Origin of the sequence: Arthrobacter sp. TWP1-1, from assembly GCF_049897845.1 — a bacterium.
GTDB lineage: Bacteria > Actinomycetota > Actinomycetes > Actinomycetales > Micrococcaceae > Specibacter.
In genome coordinates, this window is the sequence record NZ_JAFCXC010000001.1 from 421,745 (window position 1) to 442,198 (window position 20,454).

At 60.7% G+C, this 20,454-nt stretch carries 21 protein-coding genes; 8 read left to right on the plus strand and 13 right to left on the minus strand.

Annotation, left to right across the window (positions count from 1 at the left end; translation table 11 throughout):
- Positions 1-511 precede the first annotated feature (511 nt).
- A complete protein-coding gene (locus tag ACP7B9_RS02000) occupies positions 512-691 on the minus strand; it encodes a hypothetical protein (RefSeq protein ID WP_425860261.1) in 180 nt (59 codons plus the stop codon).
- A gap of 103 nt (positions 692-794) precedes the next feature.
- Between ACP7B9_RS02000 and ACP7B9_RS02005 the strand changes: the two genes are divergently transcribed.
- Positions 795-932 carry a hypothetical protein gene (locus ACP7B9_RS02005; protein WP_425860263.1) on the plus strand — a complete coding sequence of 46 codons (138 nt, stop codon included), beginning with the start codon at positions 795-797 and terminating at the stop codon, positions 930-932.
- Positions 933-1,491: 559 nt separating this feature from the next.
- Here ACP7B9_RS02005 and ACP7B9_RS02010 read toward each other — a convergent pair.
- The 3 genes from ACP7B9_RS02010 to ACP7B9_RS02020 are packed head-to-tail and all read right to left on the minus strand — an operon-like array spanning position 1,492 to position 3,527.
- Complete coding sequence (locus ACP7B9_RS02010; RefSeq protein ID WP_425860265.1) at positions 1,492-2,259, minus strand: SCO1664 family protein; 768 nt, start codon at positions 2,257-2,259, stop codon at positions 1,492-1,494.
- Positions 2,259-2,810 (minus strand): DUF3090 domain-containing protein, encoded by a 552-nt coding sequence (locus ACP7B9_RS02015; protein WP_425860267.1) that lies wholly within the window; start codon positions 2,808-2,810, stop codon positions 2,259-2,261. The genes ACP7B9_RS02010 and ACP7B9_RS02015 overlap by 1 nt, the downstream gene beginning before the upstream one ends.
- A 24-nt stretch (positions 2,811-2,834) precedes the next feature.
- On the minus strand, positions 2,835-3,527 hold the full coding sequence (locus ACP7B9_RS02020; protein WP_425860269.1) for a histidine phosphatase family protein: 693 nt from the start codon (positions 3,525-3,527) through the stop codon (positions 2,835-2,837).
- A 229-nt stretch (positions 3,528-3,756) separates the two neighbouring features.
- On the opposite strand from ACP7B9_RS02020, the gene ACP7B9_RS02025 reads away from it, so the two are divergent.
- On the plus strand, positions 3,757-4,392 hold the full coding sequence (locus ACP7B9_RS02025) for a dihydrofolate reductase family protein (protein WP_425860271.1): 636 nt from the start codon (positions 3,757-3,759) through the stop codon (positions 4,390-4,392).
- Positions 4,393-4,528: 136 nt separating this feature from the next.
- On the opposite strand, the gene ACP7B9_RS02030 is transcribed toward ACP7B9_RS02025, so the two are convergent.
- The 3 genes from ACP7B9_RS02030 to ACP7B9_RS02040 form a co-directional block, all read right to left on the minus strand.
- Complete coding sequence (locus ACP7B9_RS02030) at positions 4,529-5,563, minus strand: zinc-binding dehydrogenase (protein ID WP_425860273.1); 1,035 nt, start codon at positions 5,561-5,563, stop codon at positions 4,529-4,531.
- 73 nt (positions 5,564-5,636) lie between these two features.
- Positions 5,637-5,975, minus strand: a complete 339-nt coding sequence (locus ACP7B9_RS02035; protein ID WP_425860275.1) for a MoaF-related domain-containing protein — start codon at positions 5,973-5,975, stop codon at positions 5,637-5,639.
- A 29-nt stretch (positions 5,976-6,004) separates the two neighbouring features.
- The gene (locus tag ACP7B9_RS02040; protein WP_425860277.1) at positions 6,005-6,694 is read right to left on the minus strand and encodes an NADPH-dependent F420 reductase; all 690 of its coding nucleotides are present in this window, start codon (positions 6,692-6,694) and stop codon (positions 6,005-6,007) included.
- Positions 6,695-6,834: 140 nt separating this feature from the next.
- Here ACP7B9_RS02040 and ACP7B9_RS02045 point away from each other — a divergent pair, with 140 nt between their 5' ends.
- Entirely contained in the window at positions 6,835-7,704 is an 870-nt protein-coding gene (locus ACP7B9_RS02045) for a helix-turn-helix transcriptional regulator (RefSeq protein WP_425860279.1), read from the plus strand.
- On the opposite strand, the gene ACP7B9_RS02050 is transcribed toward ACP7B9_RS02045, so the two are convergent.
- Entirely contained in the window at positions 7,696-8,085 is a 390-nt protein-coding gene (locus ACP7B9_RS02050; RefSeq protein ID WP_425860281.1) for a barstar family protein, read from the minus strand. The two genes, ACP7B9_RS02045 and ACP7B9_RS02050, sit on opposite strands and share 9 nt — an antisense overlap.
- Before the next feature lie 159 nt (positions 8,086-8,244).
- On the opposite strand from ACP7B9_RS02050, the gene ACP7B9_RS02055 reads away from it, so the two are divergent.
- On the plus strand, positions 8,245-9,180 hold the full coding sequence (locus tag ACP7B9_RS02055; RefSeq protein WP_425860283.1) for an alpha/beta hydrolase fold domain-containing protein: 936 nt from the start codon (positions 8,245-8,247) through the stop codon (positions 9,178-9,180).
- 26 nt (positions 9,181-9,206) lie between these two features.
- Here the strand turns inward: ACP7B9_RS02055 and ACP7B9_RS02060 are convergent, their stop codons facing one another.
- Positions 9,207-10,244 carry an LLM class flavin-dependent oxidoreductase gene (locus ACP7B9_RS02060; protein WP_425860285.1) on the minus strand — a complete coding sequence of 346 codons (1,038 nt, stop codon included), beginning with the start codon at positions 10,242-10,244 and terminating at the stop codon, positions 9,207-9,209.
- 164 nt (positions 10,245-10,408) lie between these two features.
- On the opposite strand from ACP7B9_RS02060, the gene ACP7B9_RS02065 reads away from it, so the two are divergent.
- Positions 10,409-11,296 carry a DUF808 domain-containing protein gene (locus ACP7B9_RS02065; protein ID WP_425860287.1) on the plus strand — a complete coding sequence of 296 codons (888 nt, stop codon included), beginning with the start codon at positions 10,409-10,411 and terminating at the stop codon, positions 11,294-11,296.
- A gap of 90 nt (positions 11,297-11,386) precedes the next feature.
- Here ACP7B9_RS02065 and ACP7B9_RS02070 read toward each other — a convergent pair whose 3' ends face one another.
- The 3 genes from ACP7B9_RS02070 to ACP7B9_RS02080 form a co-directional block, all read right to left on the minus strand.
- Entirely contained in the window at positions 11,387-13,498 is a 2,112-nt protein-coding gene (locus ACP7B9_RS02070; RefSeq protein WP_425860289.1) for an FAD-dependent oxidoreductase, read from the minus strand.
- 77 nt (positions 13,499-13,575) lie between these two features.
- Entirely contained in the window at positions 13,576-13,968 is a 393-nt protein-coding gene (locus ACP7B9_RS02075) for a VOC family protein (protein WP_425860293.1), read from the minus strand.
- 58 nt (positions 13,969-14,026) lie between these two features.
- Positions 14,027-14,818 carry a PIG-L deacetylase family protein gene (locus tag ACP7B9_RS02080; RefSeq protein WP_425860295.1) on the minus strand — a complete coding sequence of 264 codons (792 nt, stop codon included), beginning with the start codon at positions 14,816-14,818 and terminating at the stop codon, positions 14,027-14,029.
- 129 nt (positions 14,819-14,947) lie between these two features.
- On the opposite strand from ACP7B9_RS02080, the gene ACP7B9_RS02085 reads away from it, so the two are divergent.
- Both ACP7B9_RS02085 and ACP7B9_RS02090 read left to right on the plus strand, forming a co-directional pair.
- A complete protein-coding gene (locus ACP7B9_RS02085; RefSeq protein ID WP_425860297.1) occupies positions 14,948-15,484 on the plus strand; it encodes a DinB family protein in 537 nt (178 codons plus the stop codon).
- A gap of 137 nt (positions 15,485-15,621) precedes the next feature.
- Positions 15,622-17,436 carry an ABC transporter substrate-binding protein gene (locus tag ACP7B9_RS02090; protein ID WP_425860299.1) on the plus strand — a complete coding sequence of 605 codons (1,815 nt, stop codon included), beginning with the start codon at positions 15,622-15,624 and terminating at the stop codon, positions 17,434-17,436.
- A 29-nt stretch (positions 17,437-17,465) separates the two neighbouring features.
- Here the strand turns inward: ACP7B9_RS02090 and ACP7B9_RS02095 are convergent, their stop codons facing one another.
- Positions 17,466-17,948, minus strand: coding sequence for a hypothetical protein (locus ACP7B9_RS02095; RefSeq protein ID WP_425860301.1), 483 nt, complete (start codon positions 17,946-17,948; stop codon positions 17,466-17,468).
- 369 nt (positions 17,949-18,317) lie between these two features.
- Between ACP7B9_RS02095 and typA the strand changes: the two genes are divergently transcribed.
- Positions 18,318-20,234 (plus strand): translational GTPase TypA, encoded by a 1,917-nt coding sequence (gene typA, locus ACP7B9_RS02100; protein WP_425860303.1) that lies wholly within the window; start codon positions 18,318-18,320, stop codon positions 20,232-20,234.
- Positions 20,235-20,454: the final 220 nt, after the last annotated feature.

Genomic DNA, 20,454 nt, shown 5'->3' on the forward strand with positions numbered 1-20,454 from the left:
GGGCAGATGCTTGCAGACACAAACACAGATGCAGGCAAAATCAATGCCGTTCTTGTAACCGACTTAGACCGGCTGATGCGCAGTGCCCGTCAGTTGAATGTCCTATCGACCTGTCCACAGCCGAGGGCGAGTTCCGTGCCACCGTGCCGCTGGCATTGCTTGGTTCGAGATACGTAGTAGGAGTGAGCACCAAACACAGGCCTACGAGCAGCCCGCCGTTCAGGGAAAAGTACCCAAGCGTATGCGTCCGCTGTGGTACGCCACCAACGGTGAAGAGATCGCGCACGGGGCAGCGGCGCTCCGTGATATCGATAGGTTGCTCTCCATTGCTGGCGCACCCTCGTTGGTCGCCAGCGGCACTGGTCTTTCCGGCAGGCCTGGTAAGCGCATCATCGTGACATTGCCACGATTGCCCAAGCACAGACATACGGTGGTACTCGAGCGAAACACTGAGCGTGTGGCTCAAGCACTGTAGCTCAAAACAGTTCCTGCGGGCGGGCACTGGAGTACGTCAACCGTCTGCGGTGTCTTGCGCAATCCTTGCTACGCCGGCTATTCGCTCTACACCGACCGGACTTACAGTTTCGAGGACAGCCTGCGCTCGCAGTTGTACGGGCAGATTCAGCGTGGTGGGCATGGGCAACCAGTGCGAGGCCAGGGGGTGCCAAGCATCAACGAGTTCCTCAGGCACGCAGTCTAGGATCGTTCGAACGACCGGTCGGAGGTTGTGTACCGTAGCGGCAACTTCAAATGCGGGCACTTGGGGTCCGAGCTGTACCTCTGTAGCGTTTGCGATGCCCGGCACCGGGTTGCTCACGGTCGCGGCGTTCGCTGCTGACGCGAGCGATTTGTTCGGTGTCGAGGTTGATGTGGTGACCGACGGCGGCTTGGATGCCGGTCATGAGATATTGGCGACGGCTGTCGCGGTATGAACAAGTGCGATGATGCGGCCTGACGGAGATCGTCCGGCTGTGTGGCGTCGGCGCGAATTTCGTGGCAGGCAGAGACGAGTGGTATCTCGGTGCCCCAGACGACGTTCCGGGTCTGGCGCCAGAGTTACTGATCAACAGGATTGGCGAGAATGTGGCTCGTCTAAGCTACGCCACGACCGACCCGCATTCCGACGTGTCTTGGTCCTTGATCAAGCGGATGCGGGAGCACCTGGCGCATCCCTAAGAGGGCGCCGACTACGGTACGGTTTGGGACACGCTGATCGTTGACCTGCCGGAGTCAGCAGATACATCCAGTCGCTGTCAGCAGAGTGAGATCGCGAGACCCGTCGGAGTAAATGTTGCTCCGTGCCGGAACGCAGTTGCATTTAGGTTCAATTTGTAGGTCCCGACATCCTTGAAACCTTTTGCGTATGGCCGCTAAGAACACGTGTTCTTAGCGGCCATACGTTTTTCCGAGCGGTTACCAAGTCGAAATGATGGCGTCCGCAGAGGACGAATCAACGCAGCTCAGCCAGCGAAGCCCGTAAGCGTCATTCCCTTAGAACAGCGGCCAGGGGACCGCAGGCATCTCACCGCTCGGAGGCGGAAACTGTCTTGCCAAGCGCAACCGGGCGCAGCGCGCAGCGAGGGAGTCGATTTCATCGGTGCTGAGCAAGTCCGCTAGATTTTGGCCCAGTTCACCGTGCAGTCCTTCGCTGACACGGTCGATGCCGTCGAGTTCCTCCTCAGATAAGGCGTCTCCCAGCCATCCCCATAGCACCGTGCGCAGCTTGGGGTCATGGTGAAAGGTGAGCCCATGATCCACGCCATGCCGGTGTCCGCCAGGCATGGCAAGAATATGGTCGCCTTTGCGGTCGGCGTTGTTAACGACGATGTCGAACACGGCCATGCGTCGGAGCGCTTTCGAGTCTTCGTGAACGAGGGCGACCATCCGGCCGTTCTCATCTTGTCCCTCGAGAACGTGTTTCCAGCCCGTCTCCGGCACCTGGTCCGCCGCAACGAGGTCGACGGCGTTTTGGGTGGGGTCTTGCTCCTGCCAGAGCTGCACCATTCCTTCGCCCATCGGACCATCGCGCAGCCAGGTGCGCGGCACCACGTCCCAGCCGAAGACCTGCGAGACCAGGTAGGCAGCCACCTCCCGGTGAGCCAGGGCCCCGTCGGGAAAATCCCACAACGGACTTTCGCCTGCAATAGGCTTATAGACGACCATTGCGTCGCCGATGCTCCCCAGAAACGTAGCGTTTGAAGCCGTTGTGATGCGGCCGGTGAGCGTCAGCTCGTCGGTCACTAGGTCCGGCGTCGACATCAGACCTCTGGAAGGGTGCAGATGTGCCCGTCCGCGTCTATGGGGTAACCGCAGAGAGGGCACGTCGGACGCCCAGCGCCCACAATCTCGCGGGTGCGTTTGGCGAATGCGCGGGCGGTGCCTACTGGCATTCGCACCAGCAGCATTTCGATCTCGTTGGTGCCGTCTTCATCAAGCGATTCGTCGTCTTCAGCATCGGTATCGGTGATGGGGTGGGCCTCAATGACGACCTGGGCAGTGGTTGGATCCCAGCCTAGGCTCATGACGCCAGCGCGAAACTGCTCCTGGACGGCCTCGAGCTGGTCATTGTCGACAAGTTCGATGGGAGTGCTCGTGGGAACGCTGAAGCGGTTGCCCTCGACGGTCATGAGCTGGTCGAGAATTTCGTCGATATTCTCCGCGAGCAGAGCCGACTGTTGCTTCTCCAGGGCAATACTCACGATCTGCTTCCCTGTGCGCACCTGCAGATAGAACGTGCGTGCCCCCGGAAGGCCAATGGTGCCAACGACGACCCGATCGGGCCATGAAAACTCGTGAATAAGTGTAGGCATGTCAATATTCTAGGCGCATGAGCTTCATGGCGTCTTTGTCCCTGCACCGCCACCCACGGGCGCATCGCCAGAGTGGATGTGGCTCGACAGCCACGCGAGATCACCCGCGTCGGTGTTGGTCGCGTAGACGCTCGGCCGACTGGGGCCGTAGCGCACGATCGATACGGAGGCGGGGCCCACGTTAATGCGCTGGAACAGGTCAAGGTGCATGCCGAGTGCGTCGGCGAGGATTGCCTTGATGATGTCTCCGTGACTCACGGCCGCCCATACGGCCCCAGTCCCGTGCTCGGCTTCGAAGGCTGCATCGTGGCGTCGAATTGCTGCCACTGACCGAGCCTGCATCGCTGCCATGGATTCTCCGCCGGGAAAGACGACGGCGGATGGTTGGGACTGCACGACGGGCCACAATTCCTCGGTCGCGAGATCACTGAGCGTCCGGCCCTGCCACTGGCCGTAATCGCACTCGGTGAGATCAGCTTCGATCGGCGCGTAGGGCGCGCCCGTCTGGCGATCGAGGATGAACTGGGCGGTCTGCTGACAGCGCTCAAGGGGGCTCGAGACCACCCCGACTAACGGCACGGCCGCGAGTCGGTCTCCGGTCAGAGCCGCCTGGTCCCGCCCGATCTGGTCCAGAGTGACGCCGACGGCGCGACCGGCCAGCAGTCCAGTGGCATTTGCTGTGGTGCGGCCGTGCCGCACGAGAATAACTGTCGCCATCCACACAGCCTAGCCACCCGGCGTCGACGAACCCATCCGGGAAGCCGAGTGTCACCAACATGATGACCAATCAGAGCTAACCGGTTCAGGTGAAGCCCTTGATCTCGTAACGCGTTCGCGCACTGATCGAGGCGGTTTCTGGTCACCTGCCTTCAAAGTGATTGCAGTTGGAAATCACTCTGGACTAGGGTTCCAGTAATTCCAGATTTCAACTACCCAGGGAGTTGCCATGGTTCGGACGCGGGTACACAGCTTGTTCGTTTCTTCGGATGGATTTGCTGCAGGTGATTATGTGACGCTCGAAAAGCCGATCGGTGAAGCTGGAGCGCTTTTCAGTAAGTTCGACGGACGCGTCATCCATGGCATGGACGATCCGGTGACTGTGGATCGGGCCATGTTCAGCATGTGGGGCCAGGGTATCGGGGCGGAGATCATGGGCCGCCGTAAGTTTGGCCCGCAGTCTGGCGAATGGCCCGACGACGGCTGGGAAGGGTGGTGGGGCGACGAACCGCCCTTCCTCACTCCGGTGTTCATCCTGACTCACTATCCTCGTAAGTCACTCGAGTTTGCCAACGGCACGAGCTTCCACTTCGTGGATGAGTCGCCGGAGAAGGCCCTCCGTCTGGCGCAGGATGCGGCTGGCGGCTTGGACGTTCGGATTGGTGGCGGACCGTCGACAGTGAGCGAATTCCTCCAGTCTGATCTCATCGATTTCATGCATGTGGTGATCGTTCCGGTCGTGCTCGGCGCCGGTGTCCGGATCTGGGATCATTTGGCTGGCTTGGAAGACCGGTTCAGCGTCGAATCGATCAGCACCTCCAGCGGACTGACGCATCAGCTGTGGAACAGGAAGGACCGGGTGTGAAGTTTCGCTTCAACTTCGGCCCGGCCACGTTCTGCGGGAACTAGAACGCACAGACCCCTAGCGGGCCTCATTTGGAGGCCCACGAGGGGTCTGTTTTTGTGGGGCTCGGCCGCACATCTCGGCGGCAACCGAGTCCCTATGGACGGATGAGAACTTTCAGTGCTTCGCGGGAGTCCATCAGGCGGTAGCCCTCGGCGATGTCGTCGAGAGATAGCTCGCGATCGAACACCCTGCCTGGGTTGATGGTGCCGTCGATAACCTGCGGGATGGCGGCTTCCAGATACGCGCGAATAGTGGCGGGTCCACCGGTGAGGGTGGCGTTCTTGCCAAACAGCGACATGAATCCGACTGCTGCGTCTTCGTATTGGGGAACACCAACGCGGGAGATCACACCGCCGGGGCGGACAATGCCGTAGGCCTGTTCGTAAGCTGGCATGTGTCCCACGGCTTCGAGAACTACATGCACGCCTTCGCCGTCGGTCAGTGCCAGAACGTTTGCCACGCCCTCTTGGCCACGTTCGGCGACGACGTCAGTGGCGCCGAATTCGCGACCGAGGTCTGTGCGGGCGGTGTGGCGGCCCATCAGAATGATCTTTTCGGCGCCCAGCTGCTTAGCGGCCAGAACGGCGGAAAGTCCGACGGCGCCGTCGCCGATCACTGCCACTGTCTTGCCCGGCTCCACACCACCGCGAATAGCGGCGTGGTACCCGGTGAGGTACACATCCGAGAGGGTGAGCAGAGACGGCATGAGTGCTTCGTCGGTGCCAGCGGGGATGGCCACAGCGGTGCCATCTGCATACGGGATACGGAGCTTCTCGGCCTGGGTAGCTGAAGGCGCGGCGTCGAAGAAGCCACCGTGCACACAGGATGTGGTGATCCCGTCGAGGCAGAACGCACAGGTGCCGTCGGACCACGCGAATGGCACGATCACCGTGTCGCCGATAGCGAGAGTGCTGACCTCGTCACCGATTTGTTCGACGACGCCGATGGCCTCGTGACCCATGTGGCGTCCCTCGGGGGTATCTCTGAGATCATGGTACGGGTGCAGGTCAGAGCCGCAGACGCAGGCATAGGTGACGCGAATGATTGCGTCCGTCGGGGCTTCGATCGTGGGTTCAGGAATGTCGACGACGCGAACGTCGCCGGCACCGTACATAAGTGCTGCGCGCATGAAAATTTCTCTTTCAGGTAGGGACGGTAGTTCTCGGTGGGAGCCGTATATTGCGAGCTCTTCGATGCAGTGTTTAGCGCACCCGGGTCCAGGAGCCGTGCAGCTGCACGAATTCTCCGCCGATTACTGAGGACGCCATGCAGGCGCCGTTGGTGTAGTCCTCGATGTGGGTTACGTGGTCAAGGGAATCCGGTTCGGTCCACCGGACTACAAAAAGTCCGTCGCGAAGTTCAGTGGTGGTGTAGTCCATCGTCTCGGTGCGGCCCTTGATGGCGCCGCCGGTGACCAGGAATGACACGCGGGTGGCCGTTTCGAAAGTGATCTCTACGGTGAAGTGGCCCATCGGGGTGTCTGGTCCGAGGTCAGCGAGCCAGGTCTGTCCAACGCTGGGAAGTGTGGCAGTGGGATTCATGATGTTTCCTTAGTCGTTAGGGGTTGGGTTTAGTTGGCGCGGGTGACGTTGATGTTGAAATCAAACGTCCCGAATGCGTTGTAAAGGGTGAAAAAGAGGCGGGCGTACATCTCTACGCCGCGGGCACCGGTAATGTCGCCCAGATCGATGATCGAGCTAGCCGGCCAGCCGAACTCGCTGAGCAGACGTTCCACAGTGCGTTTCGCATCGAGATCGTTCCCGGCCACGAAAATGCTGTGCGGGCCAGGTACCCGGCTTGGGTCGATCATGACTTGGTAGTAAACGGAGTTCAGCGACTTCACCACCCGAGACTTCGGGTAGGCGCGTTGGATCTGCTCGCCGAGGCTGTCAGCGTTGGCGATCGTGAGAGTGGGCGGAAAGCCCTGGGATAGATCCAGCGGGAGCGCCAAATCTAGTAACACCTTTCCTGCGAGCGCTTCCGCGCCAACTCCTGCGAGTGCATCGAGCGCGTTCTGCCCGTTCGCGGCGTTGAGAACCACGTCTCCGTGCGTTCCGGCTTCGCGCAGAGTCAACAAGCGAACGGAGAGATTCTCCTCTTGCCACTGCGCATACGGGGGTGTGCCCATGTTGTCGGTCTCGGTGCGGGCAAGGGTATCGGCGATGTTGCGTGTACCGATAACAACATCATGACCGAGCTCGGACAGACGTCCGGCGAGGCCGCGACCCACCATCCCGGTGCCGATGACTGCGATCTTCATAGTGGTGCTCTTTTCGTGGCTTATGCGTTGGGGCTAACAGGACCGTTATGGGCCGAAATCCATGTTGCTCCGGTTCTCGTGCGGGTACCAGTCCCTGATAGGGACCCTCAACGGCGGAATACCCAAGGTAGTCTCAGAACATGCAGATTGAGCACGAGATCAGGGACTTTCTGATGAGCCGGCGGGCGCGGATTACCCCCGCGCAGGCTGGGCTGCCATACGTCAGTGGTATGCGACGCGTGCCAGGACTGCGCCGCGAGGAAGTCGCGATGCTGGCCGGACTCAGCGTCGAGTACTACACGCGAATAGAGCGCGGCACGGTCGGTGGGGCTTCAGAGAGTGTGCTTGACGCGATCGCCCGAACCTTGCAACTGAGTGCGGACGAGAGAAGACATCTAGAGAACCTTTCGAGCAACCTGACTCCTAGCCCACGCCAGAAGAGATCGATAGGCAGCCAACCGATCACGGCCTCGGTCCAGCAGGTTTTGGATTCCATGGCTGTGCCCGCGGTTGTCCAGAACGAACGCCTCGACGTCCTTGCGGCAAATCCCCTTGGACGCGCGCTGTACGAGCCACTGTTCTCCGGCCAACTTCAGCCAAACTTCGCCCGGTTTGCATTCCTTGATAGCCGGGCCGGGGACTTTTACGTGAATCTCGACGACGCTCGGGAACTGTGCGTGGCCGTCCTGCGCGCGACAGCCGGTGGTGATCCGAAGGATCAGAAAACAACAGAGCTCATCGATGACCTCTCGCTCCGAAGTATTGACTTCCGGGAGCGGTGGGCCAAGCACAACGTGCACCGCCACCTGCGTGGACGGAAAGTCATCAATCACCCCATCGCAGGTCTCCTGGACGTCACCTACAACGACTTCGCCCTGCCTGGGGACCCGAGTGTTTCGATCACCACATACACGGCGGATCCCGGCACCCCAAGTGCAGACAATCTCACCCTGCTTGATGCCTTGGTAGCCGCCCGGACACGATCGTCTGCTCTTGCCGTATTAGCGTAGCTGGAGCTCGATGAGCGGGTGATCCGCGAAGATTTCTAGTATGAGCTCGAAGTACGTCTTCCCGAGTCCGTTCCGCAGCTCGTCAAGATCCGACTGGATGCGTTGCTGGTTGAAGGAATTCGGTTGTGACAACTTGTTCGCCAGCCACCGCTGCGTCTCCTCGAATCCGAGCGCGTCACGGCTGTGGGCATGGTCGATCCAGACGAACGTAGCAGGATCACCCTCGCGGATCTCACCATCAACCCGGTAGAGAATGTCGTTGAACCCATCCAGGCTCTGACCGAGGCGCCAGTGTTCGTCCGCCATCAGCTCTCGGTTGAACTGCTCGTAGAGGTCGGAGATGCCGTGCACCTCGGCACCGTCGATTCGGTACTGCTTCATGGCCTAGGTTCCTTCCGCGTATCTGTCCCCTTATCTGTTCACGACAATAATCCACGATACGTACTTGCCGCTTAAGCCACATCGAAAGACCAAGTCCCCGCATTGCGGATGGAGGTATCCTGAGCAAAATGCATTGTTGCGCGGCCGAGAGGAACTCCCTTGCCCTTACGTGTTCCCGAACCCCTGATTCCGGTGTTCCTTCGAGTGACCCGCGCCAACCGTGCGTTTGTGAGCGAGGCGGGCGCACATCAGCGTATTCGCGAACGCGCTTTGCGTCCTGAACCCTACGGTCCGCCGACGCGTCTGGAAGGTGTGCGTGTTGACCGCCGGTTGCCGAATCCACTCGGGTGGCCCGTGTATGACGTGGTGCCGGTGGACGGAGCCCCAAATCGCGCGGGGCGTACATCCGTAGTCGTGTACGTCCATGGCGGAGGTTGGGTCAATGAAATTCGGCTCCAGCACTGGCAACTGACCGCTCGCGTGGCGCGAGAATCAGGGCAACGCGTCGTGGTGCCCATCTATCCACTCGTGCCCTTTGGCACGGCGCGCGAGGTGAGCGACGGCGTCGTCGAACTTGTCAGGGCAGAGCTCGACGCCGGCAATGAGGTGCGGCTGGCAGGTGACTCGGCCGGTGGCCAGATTGCGCTCTCGGTGGCCCTGAAGCTTCGCGATCAAGGGATCGTGCTTCCCTCCACCACCTTGCTTTCGCCTGCCTTGGACCTCAGCTGGAAGAACCCGCGGATCGATGCCGTGCAGCCTAGCGACCCGTGGCTGGGGCGCCCCGGGGGACGTGTGCTGGCGGAGGCTTGGCGGGGTGCCGATCCAATTGAAGACCCCGTGGTCAGTCCGCTGTTCGGGGACATGTCCGGGCTTGGTCCGCTGACCGTCCTCACCGGCACGCGCGACGTCCTGAACCCAGACGCACAACTCTTGCGGGAGAAGGTGCGTGCGGCGGGAGGCCAGATGGCGTGGCACGAGGCCGAAGGGCAATTGCATGTGTATGCGCTTCTTCCCACCGAGACCGGGGAACAGGGCATGCGAACCATTGTCGAAAGCCTGCAGCCCGCGGATGGCATGCTCGGTGCCACCATATGAGGACTCAGCTAAAGAAAGATGATGCCTTAGCGCGCTGGAGCCCAACCTAGGGCAGGGCCCAGCTTGGTCGCGATATTGGTGAGGATCTGGACATAGTCTTCATGGTCGAAGCTGAAGGGCAGCGCGAACGCAACCTCATCGACCTCCTGGAAGCCTGCGTGTGCATAAAGCTGCTCGGCAATCTGATCGCTGGAACCGATGAGATCACGGGCAAACAGCATCCGCCGTGGCCCTTGCGGTGTGAGAGTTCGGGGCGTGCGCTCGTCGACGTACCGCTGGTACTTTTCCCGTTGCTTCGGTGTCGCCGAATCCGTGGGGATTACCACCAGGCCTTGGGAAACCCGTGCTGGTCGATCAGCTCCAGAGGATGCCGCGGCTTCACGGAAAGCACGGATCTGAGATTGTTGGATGTCAGCAAACGATGGTTCCTGATCTGATTCTGGGAAGATCACGCTGCTGGAGAGCAGATTGAACCCATTAGTCCCGGCCCAGATAGCCGATTTTGCGCTGGCCGCCCCGTACCAAAGCCGTTGTCGCAGCCCGGCGGAGTGCGGCTCTACGCGGTTGGAAAACTCCTCAACAACGCCCTGCTTGCCCGAAAATTCCCGAACAGGTTCTCCCGCAATCAAACGGGCCAAGCGGTCCACGCGTGCGTAGCTGAAATCTTCCTGCTCGGCAGAATCAGGGTACAACTCATGCTTCACGGTGTCGTAGTGCATTGGTTCGCCTACGCTCAGGCCCGGGTTGATTCGCCCACCAGCCAGTAGATCCACTGTGGCCAGATCCTCGGCCAGGCGCAACGGGTTTTCCCAGCCCATCGGGGTCACCGCGGTGCCAAGCTCGATGCGGGAGGTGCGCTGGCTGGCCGCAGCCATGATCGCTATAGGGGAGGAGATCCCGAACTGCAGATGTCGGTGGCGCAGCCAGGCGCTGTCGAAGCCAAGCTGCTCGCCCAGTTCGATGACCTGCAACGTTGACTCGTGCCCCGCTGCTGGATCTGCCGGGTCAAACAAGCCAATAGTGAGGAATCCGAGCTTGCGCAAAGGCTGCGAGGAGAGTGGCATGAGCTACTTTCATGAAGAAGGGCGGTAACTGTTCCTCATATTAGGTGCGGGCGCTACAGGGGCAACCCTAAGGAGTCGAAACATTACCTTTCGGCTACACCGCATAGGATGTTTTCTGCCTAGTTTTTTTATACGCCACAACCGCAAGACCCAAGGAGTGCACCATGTCTGTTGGCTTGCTCGCCATCGTTGATGACATTCTGACCGCCGCGTTGAAGGCGTCTGCCAAATCAGCTGGCGTGGTGATTGATGACGCCGCCGTCACCCCGCAGTATGTTGCAGGCCTGACGCCCACGCGTGAACTGCCCGTCGTGTTCAAGATCGCCCGCGGCTCGCTCATCAACAAATTCGCCATCATCATTCCGCTGGCCCTGCTGCTGACGCAGTTTGCGCCGTGGGTGCTGCCGTACCTGTTGATTGTCGGCGGCATCTACCTGTGCTTCGAGGGTGCTGAGAAGGTGACCGAGTGGTTTGGTCACGTCCATGCCCACAAGGAAGACGGGGCGCGCGATGAGAAGGCACTCGTTGCCGGTGCTGTGCGCACCGACTTGATTCTTTCCACCGAGATCATGCTTATCTCACTGTCCAACCTTGACCCGGAGATGGGCTTCTGGCCGCGGCTCGGTTCGCTTGTGGTGATCGCGCTGGTGATGACTGCGCTGGTTTATGGTGCGGTTGCGCTGCTGGTCAAGCTCGACGACGTCGGCATCAAGATGGAGGGCAGCAAGATCGGCAGCACGCGCAGGATCGGTGCCGGAATCGTCCGTTCCATGCCGACTGTGTTCCGTGTGATCGGCATTATCGGCACCGTGGCAATGCTTTGGGTCGGTGGCCACCTGGCCATCCTCAACCTAGGTGAGGTGGGCTGGCACTTGCCCGTAGACCTGCTGCACACCGTGGAACATGCCCTTGAGCCCCTGGGTGCTGTCATCACCTGGTTCGGCGATACTCTGGTTTCCGCGGTGGCCGGATTGCTGATCGGCCTGATCGCCGTCGGTGTCATGCTCTTGCTCCAAAAGGTACGGCCGAAGCGCGACCACGCGGAAGCTTAGGCTCGCCCGGCTCAACTGAATAAAGCTCGACGTCGGCACCCTAGGTGGGTGCCGACGTCGAGCTTTATCGGGTTAAGGGGCCGTGGCGAATTACAGCTCGATGGCGACGTCCCACGAGGAGTGAATGGCGCCGTGGATGTAGTTGACCGCGCCGGCATCGCCAATGACGTCATGGCTGATGCCGGCGTCCTTGAGCTTGTCGGCGAGGGGAGCGGCCGCCGTCGTGCCGTCTGCGTAGACCACCATGGCCGCCGGGGCACTGAACGATTCAGCGCCCTCGGTCCACTCAACGGACTTGGGCGTGATGCGCGTGATGGCGACGTTGCGGTGAATCTTGACGCCGTGCGCCAGCGAATCCTTCACAGCGGTCCAGCGACGCGGCATGGCCAAGGGGAGGCCGAGCTGCTGCTTCTCATGCAGGAGCGTGACGTTGCGGCCGCGCTCCGCTAGGAACTCGGAGAGCTCCAGACCAACGAGCGATCCGCCGATGACGACGACATTCTTGCCCATGGGCAGCCAGTACTTCGTGAACTGGCGGACAAACTCCGGGCTCTTGGTCAGGCCCGAGAGACGCCCTACCTTGCCAAGGTTGCTGAGAACGAAACCAGCTTCCTGGGCGGTCGCCGTCCCTAGCATCATGGCACGCAGCGTGTCGCCGGTCTGCACGTTCGGCAGGTCTCCTCCGGGGAAGTCCGGCTTGGGGCGGACGGCTCCGGTAGCGACGATCACGTGATCGGCGTTCAGCGCCCGGATCGTCTCGACGGTGGCCGGCGTGTTCAGCTTGACCGCGATGCGCAGGCGCTTGATCTCGGCCTTGAACCAGCGCAGCAGGCGCTCATTGTCCGGGGTGGTCATGGTGGAGAACCACATGGTTCCACCCAAACGATCGGACTTGTCGATCACGGTGACGCGGTGGCCACGTTCCGTCAGGACGCGGGCGCTCTCCAAACCGGCGGGACCGGCGCCAACAACAACCACGTGCTTTGAGGCGGACGCCGGCTTCAGGGGGAGCAGCGCCTCGTTGCCTAGGGCAGGGTTGACCGCGCAGAACGGGGTGTCATCGAAGAAGTTCTCTGCGACGCACAAATAGCAGTTGATGCAGGGGCGCACCTGATCTGCCTTGCCCCCGCGGAGCTTGTTCGGCAATTCCGGGTCCGCGAGCAGCTGGCGTCCCATTGCGGCGAAGTCGATCTTGCCTTCGGCGATGGCCTTCTCGGAGATGTCCGGGAGCATCCGTCCCACGGCAATCACGGGGATGCCCACGTGCTTCTTGATCGTGGCCGCGTTCTCCAAGTAAGCGCCAACCTTGCTAGGCAGCGGGCCGTCAGTGAAGTTATCGAACGGGTTCCGCCCCCACCCGGTCACGTGGATGGCGTCGGCGCCAGCCTGCTCGAACAGCTTCGAGGCATCGATGGACTCCTCGAGCGAGAGTCCGCCTTCTTGCCCGTACTCCTCGCCGGAAACTCGAACCAGGATGGCCAGCTTGTCGCCGACCCGTTCCTTGACGGCCCTGATGACCTCGCAGGCCAGACGGGCCCGGTTGGCCAGCGGGCCGCCGTATTCGTCCGTACGCTTGTTGTCCCGCTGGTTCAGGAACACCCCAAGGATGTAGCCGTGCGCTACGTGGATCTCGATGGCGTCGCAGCCGGCCTTGGCGATGCGTTCGGCGGCGTCGGCCCAGTCGGAGATGAGCCCGGAAATATCATCGGCACTCATCTCTTTGTACGTTGCCTGCTTCCCGGCGGTGGCCGCACCCATTCGGCGGAGCTCATCCGGGGTGCTATCTGCCAGTGCCGACATGTTGTAGCTGTAGTCAGGCTTGTTGGGCGCCAAGACCGGGCGATCGTTGGCGACGTCAACGCGGGCCACCTTGCCGTGGTGTGTGGACTGGATGCACAGCTTGGAACCCGCTGCGTGGATTGCGTCTGCGAGTGCCTTGAGCCCCGGGATGAACTTGTCATCCGAGAGGCCCGGCTCCTTCAAGGAGGCTGCGCCAAACGGGAAAGCGATGGCGCAGGCGCCGGTGATGATCAAGCCGGCGCCACCCGCGGCGCGAGCCACGTAGTGATCAATCTCGGTCTGCTCAATTTCGCCGTGTTCGGAGACGTTCATGTCCATGGCAGGGAGAACAATACGGTTGGGTGTTTGCAGCCCGCCGATACGTCCGGGAGCCATCAGGTGGGGGTATGTCTTTGCGGTCATACAGCAAATATACTTGCCTCAGGACAGTAAATTGTTCTTCGGGCGGGAATCCGTGCCTAGGATCTCAGTGTTAGTGGCTACAGGGCGGCCTTTTCAGCCTCGGTCAATGACCGCAAGATACAGAACTCGTTGCCTTCCGGGTCTGCCATGACCACCCATGTGACGTCGCTGCCCTGGCCGATATCAACCCGGGTGGCGCCCAGAGATTCCAGACGAGCGATCTCGGCGACTTGGTCCGCTGGGCGCAGATCAAGATGTAAGCGGTTTTTGACAGCCTTGGTCTCCGGGACTCGCAGGAACAAGATGTCTGGGAGCACCCCGAATTCCGGGCTGCCGGGGGCTGGCTGCACGGCAATTTCATCGTCGTCGCCGTCTTCGGCAATCCTCCAGCCCAGCGCCTCTGCCCAGAACTGCGCGGTCTCAAACGGGGACGTGGAATCAATGGAGATGTTTTCGATGCGAAATGTCATGCCGCCATTCTGCCGTCTTGGCATCGCTTGCCGCTAGAGGCCGGGTTGAATCGGGAGCTCAGAGTCCCTCAAAGAGATCACGGAGTAGTGGCTGCCCGGCGGCGCGCGGCGGCCACACCAGGACCGATGGCTCACGGGAGACCACACGTTCCCAGTGGTCCACACTTGAGCCCGGATCGATCAGGACATCACGCTGGCTGCGGTGCTCCATCAGTCCGGCAACAATGCGTGAACTTACCGCTGAGGTATCGACCTCAATGCCGATTTGCTCGTCGGGGACAGGACGGAGATGGTATTCCATGGTGGGGTTCCACCCCGGCAGCCCAGCCTGTTGGCGTGCCACATTCCAGCGTTCAAAGGTGGAAGCGCGCAGTGCCCCGTGGACCAGCCGGCGCAGGCCCGGTCCGGGTGTGTGCCGGGCACGCTCAAACGCCTCGTCGGTGGCGCGGCCAATCATGATGTGGTCGCGGTGCCCGGTGATCCCATCCGGCCCAAAGGTGGCAACCACCTGGGGCCGCTCGGTCAGTAGGATTTCCAACACGCGCTGCACCAATTCCTCGAATCCCACCTGCGGCAACCGCCCGTCGTCGTAGCCGAGCCATTCGTGGCGCACCGGAATCGTTCCGTGCGCGCGCCATGCATTGGCGCTCTCCACCCGGCGGTAGGCGCCAAGTGTTTCGGGGGTGGCCGGAATCCCGGCGGAAATCTGGCCGGCGGCCCCATCGGTGGCCAATACCAAAACAAAGCGGAACCCGGGATCGTGCTCATGCAGGGCGATTGATCCGGCGCACCCATAGGCATCATCGTCGGGATGAGCGACGATGACAGCGATGGAATGCGGCTCATTCATGGGCATATTTTACTCCCAAGGGCTGCCACACAGTAGGGGCCCAAGGCCAGAACTAGAGACTCGATAGCGTGCAACACACCAAGACGGCAGCACTGTCATGGCGATGAGTACTTGTGGAATGGTAGTGCCATGGACCTCATCAACGACCGCACCCCTGAAGTGCCTGACGCCCGCACTGGCCCGCCGTTCATGGCGGGGGAGCGGGAGTCGCTGGAGGCATGGCTGGAGTTTTACCGGATCACCTTGCCCATCAAGGTTGGCGGACTCACGCCGGAGCAGCTTTGCCGGCCGGCAGTGCCGCCCTCGAAGCTGACGGTGGTGGGGATTGTCCGGCACCTGTCCGACGTCGAACGGTATTGGTTTTCAAATGTGGTGGCCGGCAGCACCCAGGCTGCCCGGTATAAGGCGGTAGATCCCGACGCGGACTTCACCGGATACACCGAAGACGGCGCCCTTGCAGACGTTGCCGCTTATGGGGAAGAGCTCGTGCACGCCAGAGAGTTGGCGGCGGCGGTCACCGATCTGGACGCGCCGTTGCCCGGGCTCCGGCGCGGACAGGAGCTGAATCTGCGCTGGGTGTACACGCATATGATCGAGGAATACGCCCGCCACTTGGGGCACCTGGACCTGCTGCGCGAGTGTGTTGACGGCACCACCGGATATTAATGTTCGACGCCGGGCACCAGTCCACAGCGCACGCTCAAACTGCTGCGGTAATCTAACAAGCAGGCTTATTCCCGGGACTGGCGCTTGCCAACGAATTCCCGGACGGACCATATTGAAGCGAAGAACCTGGAGGTGGAATGCGGCCCGGACGCATTTCCAAAGTACTGGCTGCGGCCGCGGTAGTGGCGTTGGCCCTGGCGGCATGCACACCCACGCCACCGACCCCCACTGAAACTACCGCGTCTGCCACAGCGGTCGACGGCGGAAACCTCACCGTTTTGGAGGGCGCAGCCTTCACCTCGTTTAACCCAACAAGCGTCACCGGCAATACCGTGACCAATACGCGCATTGACTCGGCCACGCATTCGGGGTTCAACTCCGTAGACAGCGCCTTGAACATCGTCAAGAATGAGCAGTTTGGCAAGTATGAGAAGGTCAAGGATGATCCGCTGACCATCAAATACACCATCAATAGCGGTGTTCAATGGTCAGACGGTGCCCCGGTGACGGCCGACGACCTGCTCCTTGAATGGGCGGCAGCCTCGGGCTATTTCAATGATGCAACTCTGGATGCGAACTTTGCCGTCAAAACCGGTACGGCCTATTTCCATACGGCAGGGGATAACTCAGGACTCGAGCACACGGCGCTTCCCGTGGTGAGCGACGATGGTGCGTCCCTCACGCTGACCTACACCACGGCGTTCTCCGACTGGGAGACGGCACTTGGCTCCACCGTCAGCATTCCGGCCCACATTGTGGCAGTTCGGGCCGGGCTCAAGGACGCCAAGGCGCTCACCGCACTGTTGAAAAGTGTTGGCAAGGGTGATCCGGCCAAACCCGTCGCGGTCAACCCAACGCTGCGCAAGGTTGCAGATTTCTGGAACACCGGCTTCGACACCAAGAGCATGCCCGATCCAACTTTGGCCCTGTCCAACGGCCCCTACCTGGTCAAGGACATCACGGCGGACAAAGAACTGGTCCTGACCCGCAATGCCGATTACGCATGGGGTGCTGCTCCAAAACTGGATACCCTCACGGTTCATTATGAGAACGATCCTGACCAGCAGATCGCGGCGCTGGAAGCGCAAACAGCGGACGTGATCTCACCAGCTGTGACGCCGGAGCGCCTCACGAAGCTCACCGCATTGCACGAGACCGGTGTTGCTCTGCAGCAAGGCCAAGGCCTGGGCTTCGATCAGGTGGTGCTCAACTTCAAGGGTGTCCTCGCCGATCCGGATCTACGCGCGGCTTTCCTCCATACCGTGCCTCGCCAAGAGATTGTGGATCAGGTGGCCAAGCCACTTGATCCCAAGGCAGAGGTCCTGAATTCCTTCGTTTTCCGCCCTTCACAAATTCCCTACAAGGAATCGGCACGGAGCAACGGCGTGGCCAGCTTCTCGGCTCCAGCCGTGGAGGCCACCGCAACTCCGTCGCCTGACAAGGCCAAGGAACTGCTCGACGGCGCCAAGCCCACCGTGCGCATCCTCTACAACTCGAGCGATCCTGAGCGGGCCTTGGAATACTCCTTGATTGCCGCCGCCGCAACGAAGGCCGGTTTTGTTGTCACAGATGCCGGCAAGAGTGCCGATCAGTGGCTTTCCGCGCTCAAGGGTGGTGCCTTTGATGTTGCGCTGTACGGGTGGACAAGTAATCCCACAGGCTCGGCCCAGGTGCCGCAGGTGTTCAAGACCGGCGGGATATCTAACCTGAACAACTTCTCCAACACCGTGGTGGACCAGCTCACGGAGCAGCTGGCTCTCAACCCGGACGCGGCCAAGCAGAACGCCCTGAAGATGCAGATCGATCAGCTCGTCATGGAGGCCGGCTACGGATTGCCGCTCTTCCAACGCACAGCCCTGAGTGCCAGTGGCCCGCACGCCACAGGAGTGACATACTCGCCGCTGGCCATCGGCCCGTGGCAAAGCGTTGCGCAGTGGGCCTACGTCAAGTAGGAGGATAGCGAGACCAGCCACTTAGCCGTTTATCCGATGGAATAGATCAGACCCATGCGCCTGGCCGCTAACTCGGCGGTGAAATACGCTGCATCTGCCACATAATATTCAACGCTGTCGCGGCGTCCGTCCATGATTGCAGCCCAATCGGGGGAGTGCTGCGGCAGGCAATCTTGATAGAGCTTGCGTATGTCCGCCTGCGCTAGATCGCTCGCAATCAAGGCAACTTGCGCGGGATCAAGGACACGGTCAAAGGGGTGGATATCCATGCCAAAACACTGTATTTGACCTCGGACCAATTCATAGGCTGGCCGTGGAGGGTCTTGCCCGTTTGGGTCGAAGAGGTCCTGCATATCTCTCCACGCCTTGTCCAGAAACAAAGTTTCGGGGTGTCGCCGCGAGGACTCCCAGACCCGCCAAAAATGCGCATCGTGCAGAAAGGCACCCGGATTGATCTGCGCAATGGCGACCAGGCCGGGCGGCACTGGGCGTGCAAAGTATCTGATTCCCATGAAGCAATTCTTCCAGCCCTCCGCCGTTACTGCTTGAAGTTATCCACAGCCCCCTCGGTGCTGTCCCGTCACCTCGCGCCCGCGTGTTCCTGAAGCACGACGACGTCAGGTGACTTTCATCACGAAAACCTAGCTGGCGCCGTCGTACCTTTTGGGCGGAAAACCGCTGCCGTGGCCGGACTGGGTGTCCAAGGTACGCCTTGGATGGCAAAAAAATGGGGAATCATGAGCTAAAGTGGCTAGGCCGTATTTGTCTGTGCGACTAGAATGGTGTTATCTGCCGATTCTTCACGGCCAATCATCAATGTGACTTTCTGCTTTAGCCCTACCGGGCCTGCAGCCGGGCCCAACTGAAATGAGTCTTAACGTATGAGCGATCTTTCCCTCAATACTGCCTCGCGCAACGACCTGCGCAACGTCGCCATTGTGGCGCACGTTGACCATGGAAAGACCACACTGGTCGATGCCATGCTTCAGCAGACGCACGCATTCGCTGCTCACGGCGATGTTACCGAGCGCGTTATGGACTCCGGTGACTTGGAGCGCGAAAAGGGCATCACCATCTTGGCTAAGAACACCACCGTTGCTTACAACGGTCCTTCGGCTAACGGTGTCGCCATGACCATCAACGTTATTGACACCCCGGGTCACGCTGACTTCGGTGGCGAAGTTGAGCGCGGCCTGTCCATGGTTGACGGCGTTGTTCTGCTCGTAGACGCTTCTGAAGGCCCGCTGCCGCAGACCCGCTTCGTGCTGCGTAAGGCACTGGCTGCAAAGCTCCCCGTAATCCTTTTGGTCAACAAGACCGACCGTCCCGATGCTCGCATCGACGAGGTTGTTGCCGAGTCCATGGACCTGCTCCTGGGCCTCGCCTCCGATATGGCCGACGAAGTTCCGGACCTGGACCTCGACGCCGTTTTGAACGTTCCGGTTGTTTACGCATCCGGCCGATTGGGCCGCGCTTCTTTGACGCAGCCCGATAACGGTGCCGCCCCGGACAACGAAGATCTTGAGCCGCTGTTCAAGGTCATCATCGACCACATCCCGGCCCCCACCTACAACCCGGATGGTGTCCTGCAGGCGCACGTCACCAACCTGGATGCTTCACCGTTCCTGGGCCGTTTGGCTCTGCTGCGTATCTTCAACGGCACCCTGACCAAGGGTCAGACCGTTGCCTGGTGCCGTGCCGATGGCACCGTCAAGCCTGTCAAGATCACCGAACTGCTCGCCACGAAGGCACTGACCCGTGTTCCGGCCGAGTCCGCTGGCCCCGGTGAAATTGTTGCTGTTGCCGGTATCGAGGACATCACCATTGGTGAGACCCTGACCGACTTGGAAAACCCGCAGCCGTTGCCGCTGATCACGGTTGACCCGCCGGCCATCTCCATGACCATCGGTATCAACACCTCCCCGATCGCCGGCCGCATCAAGGGCCACAAGGTCACCGCACGCCAGGTCAAGGATCGCCTGGACAAGGAACTCGTTGGTAACGTTTCCTTGAACGTTCTCCCCACCGAGCGTCCCGACGCTTGGGAAGTTCAGGGCCGTGGCGAATTGGCTCTGTCTATCCTCGTTGAGCAGATGCGTCGCGAAGGCTTCGAGCTGACCGTTGGCAAGCCGCAGGTTGTTACCAAGCTGGTTGACGGCAAGGTTCACGAGCCGATGGAACACATGACCATCGACGTACCCGAGGAATACTTGGGCTCCGTGACTCAGCTGATGGCCGCACGCAAGGGCCGTATGACCAACATGGCCAACCATGGCACCGGCTGGTGCCGCATGGAATTCGTTGTTCCGGCCCGTGGCCTGATCGGTTTCCGTACCCGCTTCCTCACCGACACCCGCGGTGCCGGTATCGCAGCCTCGCTGGCCGAAGGCTACGAGCCGTGGGCCGGTCCCATCGAGTACCGCACCAACGGTTCCATCGTTGCTGACCGCTCTGGCGTTGTCACCCCGTTTGCGATGATCAAGCTTCAGGAACGCATGAACTTCTTCGTGCAGCCCACCTCCGAGGTTTACGAGGGCATGATCGTTGGCGAGAACTCACGCGCCGATGACATGGACGTGAACATCACCAGGGAAAAGCAGCTCACCAACATGCGTGCAGCTTCCTCGGACACCTTCGAGAACATGACCCCGCCGCGCAACCTCACCTTGGAAGAGTCCCTCGAATTCGCTCGCGAAGACGAGTGCGTTGAGGTGACCCCGGAGGCCGTGCGTATCCGTAAGTTGATCTTGAACGCCGGAGACCGCGCCAAGCAGTACCGCTCACGCGCCAAGAACTAATACGTTCCACAAAAGCCCGTCCCAGCACATGCTGGGGCGGGTTTTTTGTCGTTTGAGCCAGGGCAAACCGGGACAAGAATTGTGGTTTAGGTCTCATCTCGATAAAGATCCTGCCAGAATGTGGCCTTGTTTACTTGCAGGTAACATATTGCGGATACGCTCATTGAGTATGAGTTGAAACACTGCCCGCCCAACAAGGAGCCGGGAAATCTGGGGTTTT

What these genes read in the sequence shown, in the direction of transcription:
- ACP7B9_RS02050 (WP_425860281.1), bottom strand. Translation starts at nt 8,085, where the DNA reads ATGAAGCAGTACCGAATCGACGGTGCCGAGGTGCACGGCATCTCCGAC.
- ACP7B9_RS02095 (WP_425860301.1), bottom strand. Translation starts at nt 17,948, where the DNA reads ATGGGAATCAGATACTTTGCACGCCCAGTGCCGCCCGGCCTGGTCGCC.
- ACP7B9_RS02085 (WP_425860297.1), top strand. Translation starts at nt 14,948, where the DNA reads ATGGACCTCATCAACGACCGCACCCCTGAAGTGCCTGACGCCCGCACT.
- ACP7B9_RS02020 (WP_425860269.1), bottom strand. Translation starts at nt 3,527, where the DNA reads ATGGCGACAGTTATTCTCGTGCGGCACGGCCGCACCACAGCAAATGCC.
- ACP7B9_RS02030 (WP_425860273.1), bottom strand. Translation starts at nt 5,563, where the DNA reads ATGCGCGCAGCACTTATGTACGGTGCCGGCGACGTTCGCGTCGTCGAC.
- ACP7B9_RS02070 (WP_425860289.1), bottom strand. Translation starts at nt 13,498, where the DNA reads ATGACCGCAAAGACATACCCCCACCTGATGGCTCCCGGACGTATCGGC.
- ACP7B9_RS02060 (WP_425860285.1), bottom strand. Translation starts at nt 10,244, where the DNA reads ATGCCACTCTCCTCGCAGCCTTTGCGCAAGCTCGGATTCCTCACTATT.
- ACP7B9_RS02025 (WP_425860271.1), top strand. Translation starts at nt 3,757, where the DNA reads ATGGTTCGGACGCGGGTACACAGCTTGTTCGTTTCTTCGGATGGATTT.
- ACP7B9_RS02075 (WP_425860293.1), bottom strand. Translation starts at nt 13,968, where the DNA reads ATGACATTTCGCATCGAAAACATCTCCATTGATTCCACGTCCCCGTTT.
- ACP7B9_RS02045 (WP_425860279.1), top strand. Translation starts at nt 6,835, where the DNA reads ATGCAGATTGAGCACGAGATCAGGGACTTTCTGATGAGCCGGCGGGCG.
- ACP7B9_RS02035 (WP_425860275.1), bottom strand. Translation starts at nt 5,975, where the DNA reads ATGAATCCCACTGCCACACTTCCCAGCGTTGGACAGACCTGGCTCGCT.
- ACP7B9_RS02040 (WP_425860277.1), bottom strand. Translation starts at nt 6,694, where the DNA reads ATGAAGATCGCAGTCATCGGCACCGGGATGGTGGGTCGCGGCCTCGCC.
- ACP7B9_RS02005 (WP_425860263.1), top strand. Translation starts at nt 795, where the DNA reads ATGCCCGGCACCGGGTTGCTCACGGTCGCGGCGTTCGCTGCTGACGCG.
- ACP7B9_RS02080 (WP_425860295.1), bottom strand. Translation starts at nt 14,818, where the DNA reads ATGAATGAGCCGCATTCCATCGCTGTCATCGTCGCTCATCCCGACGAT.
- typA (WP_425860303.1), top strand. Translation starts at nt 18,318, where the DNA reads ATGAGCGATCTTTCCCTCAATACTGCCTCGCGCAACGACCTGCGCAAC.
- ACP7B9_RS02010 (WP_425860265.1), bottom strand. Translation starts at nt 2,259, where the DNA reads ATGTCGACGCCGGACCTAGTGACCGACGAGCTGACGCTCACCGGCCGC.
- ACP7B9_RS02065 (WP_425860287.1), top strand. Translation starts at nt 10,409, where the DNA reads ATGTCTGTTGGCTTGCTCGCCATCGTTGATGACATTCTGACCGCCGCG.
- ACP7B9_RS02090 (WP_425860299.1), top strand. Translation starts at nt 15,622, where the DNA reads ATGCGGCCCGGACGCATTTCCAAAGTACTGGCTGCGGCCGCGGTAGTG.
- ACP7B9_RS02015 (WP_425860267.1), bottom strand. Translation starts at nt 2,810, where the DNA reads ATGCCTACACTTATTCACGAGTTTTCATGGCCCGATCGGGTCGTCGTT.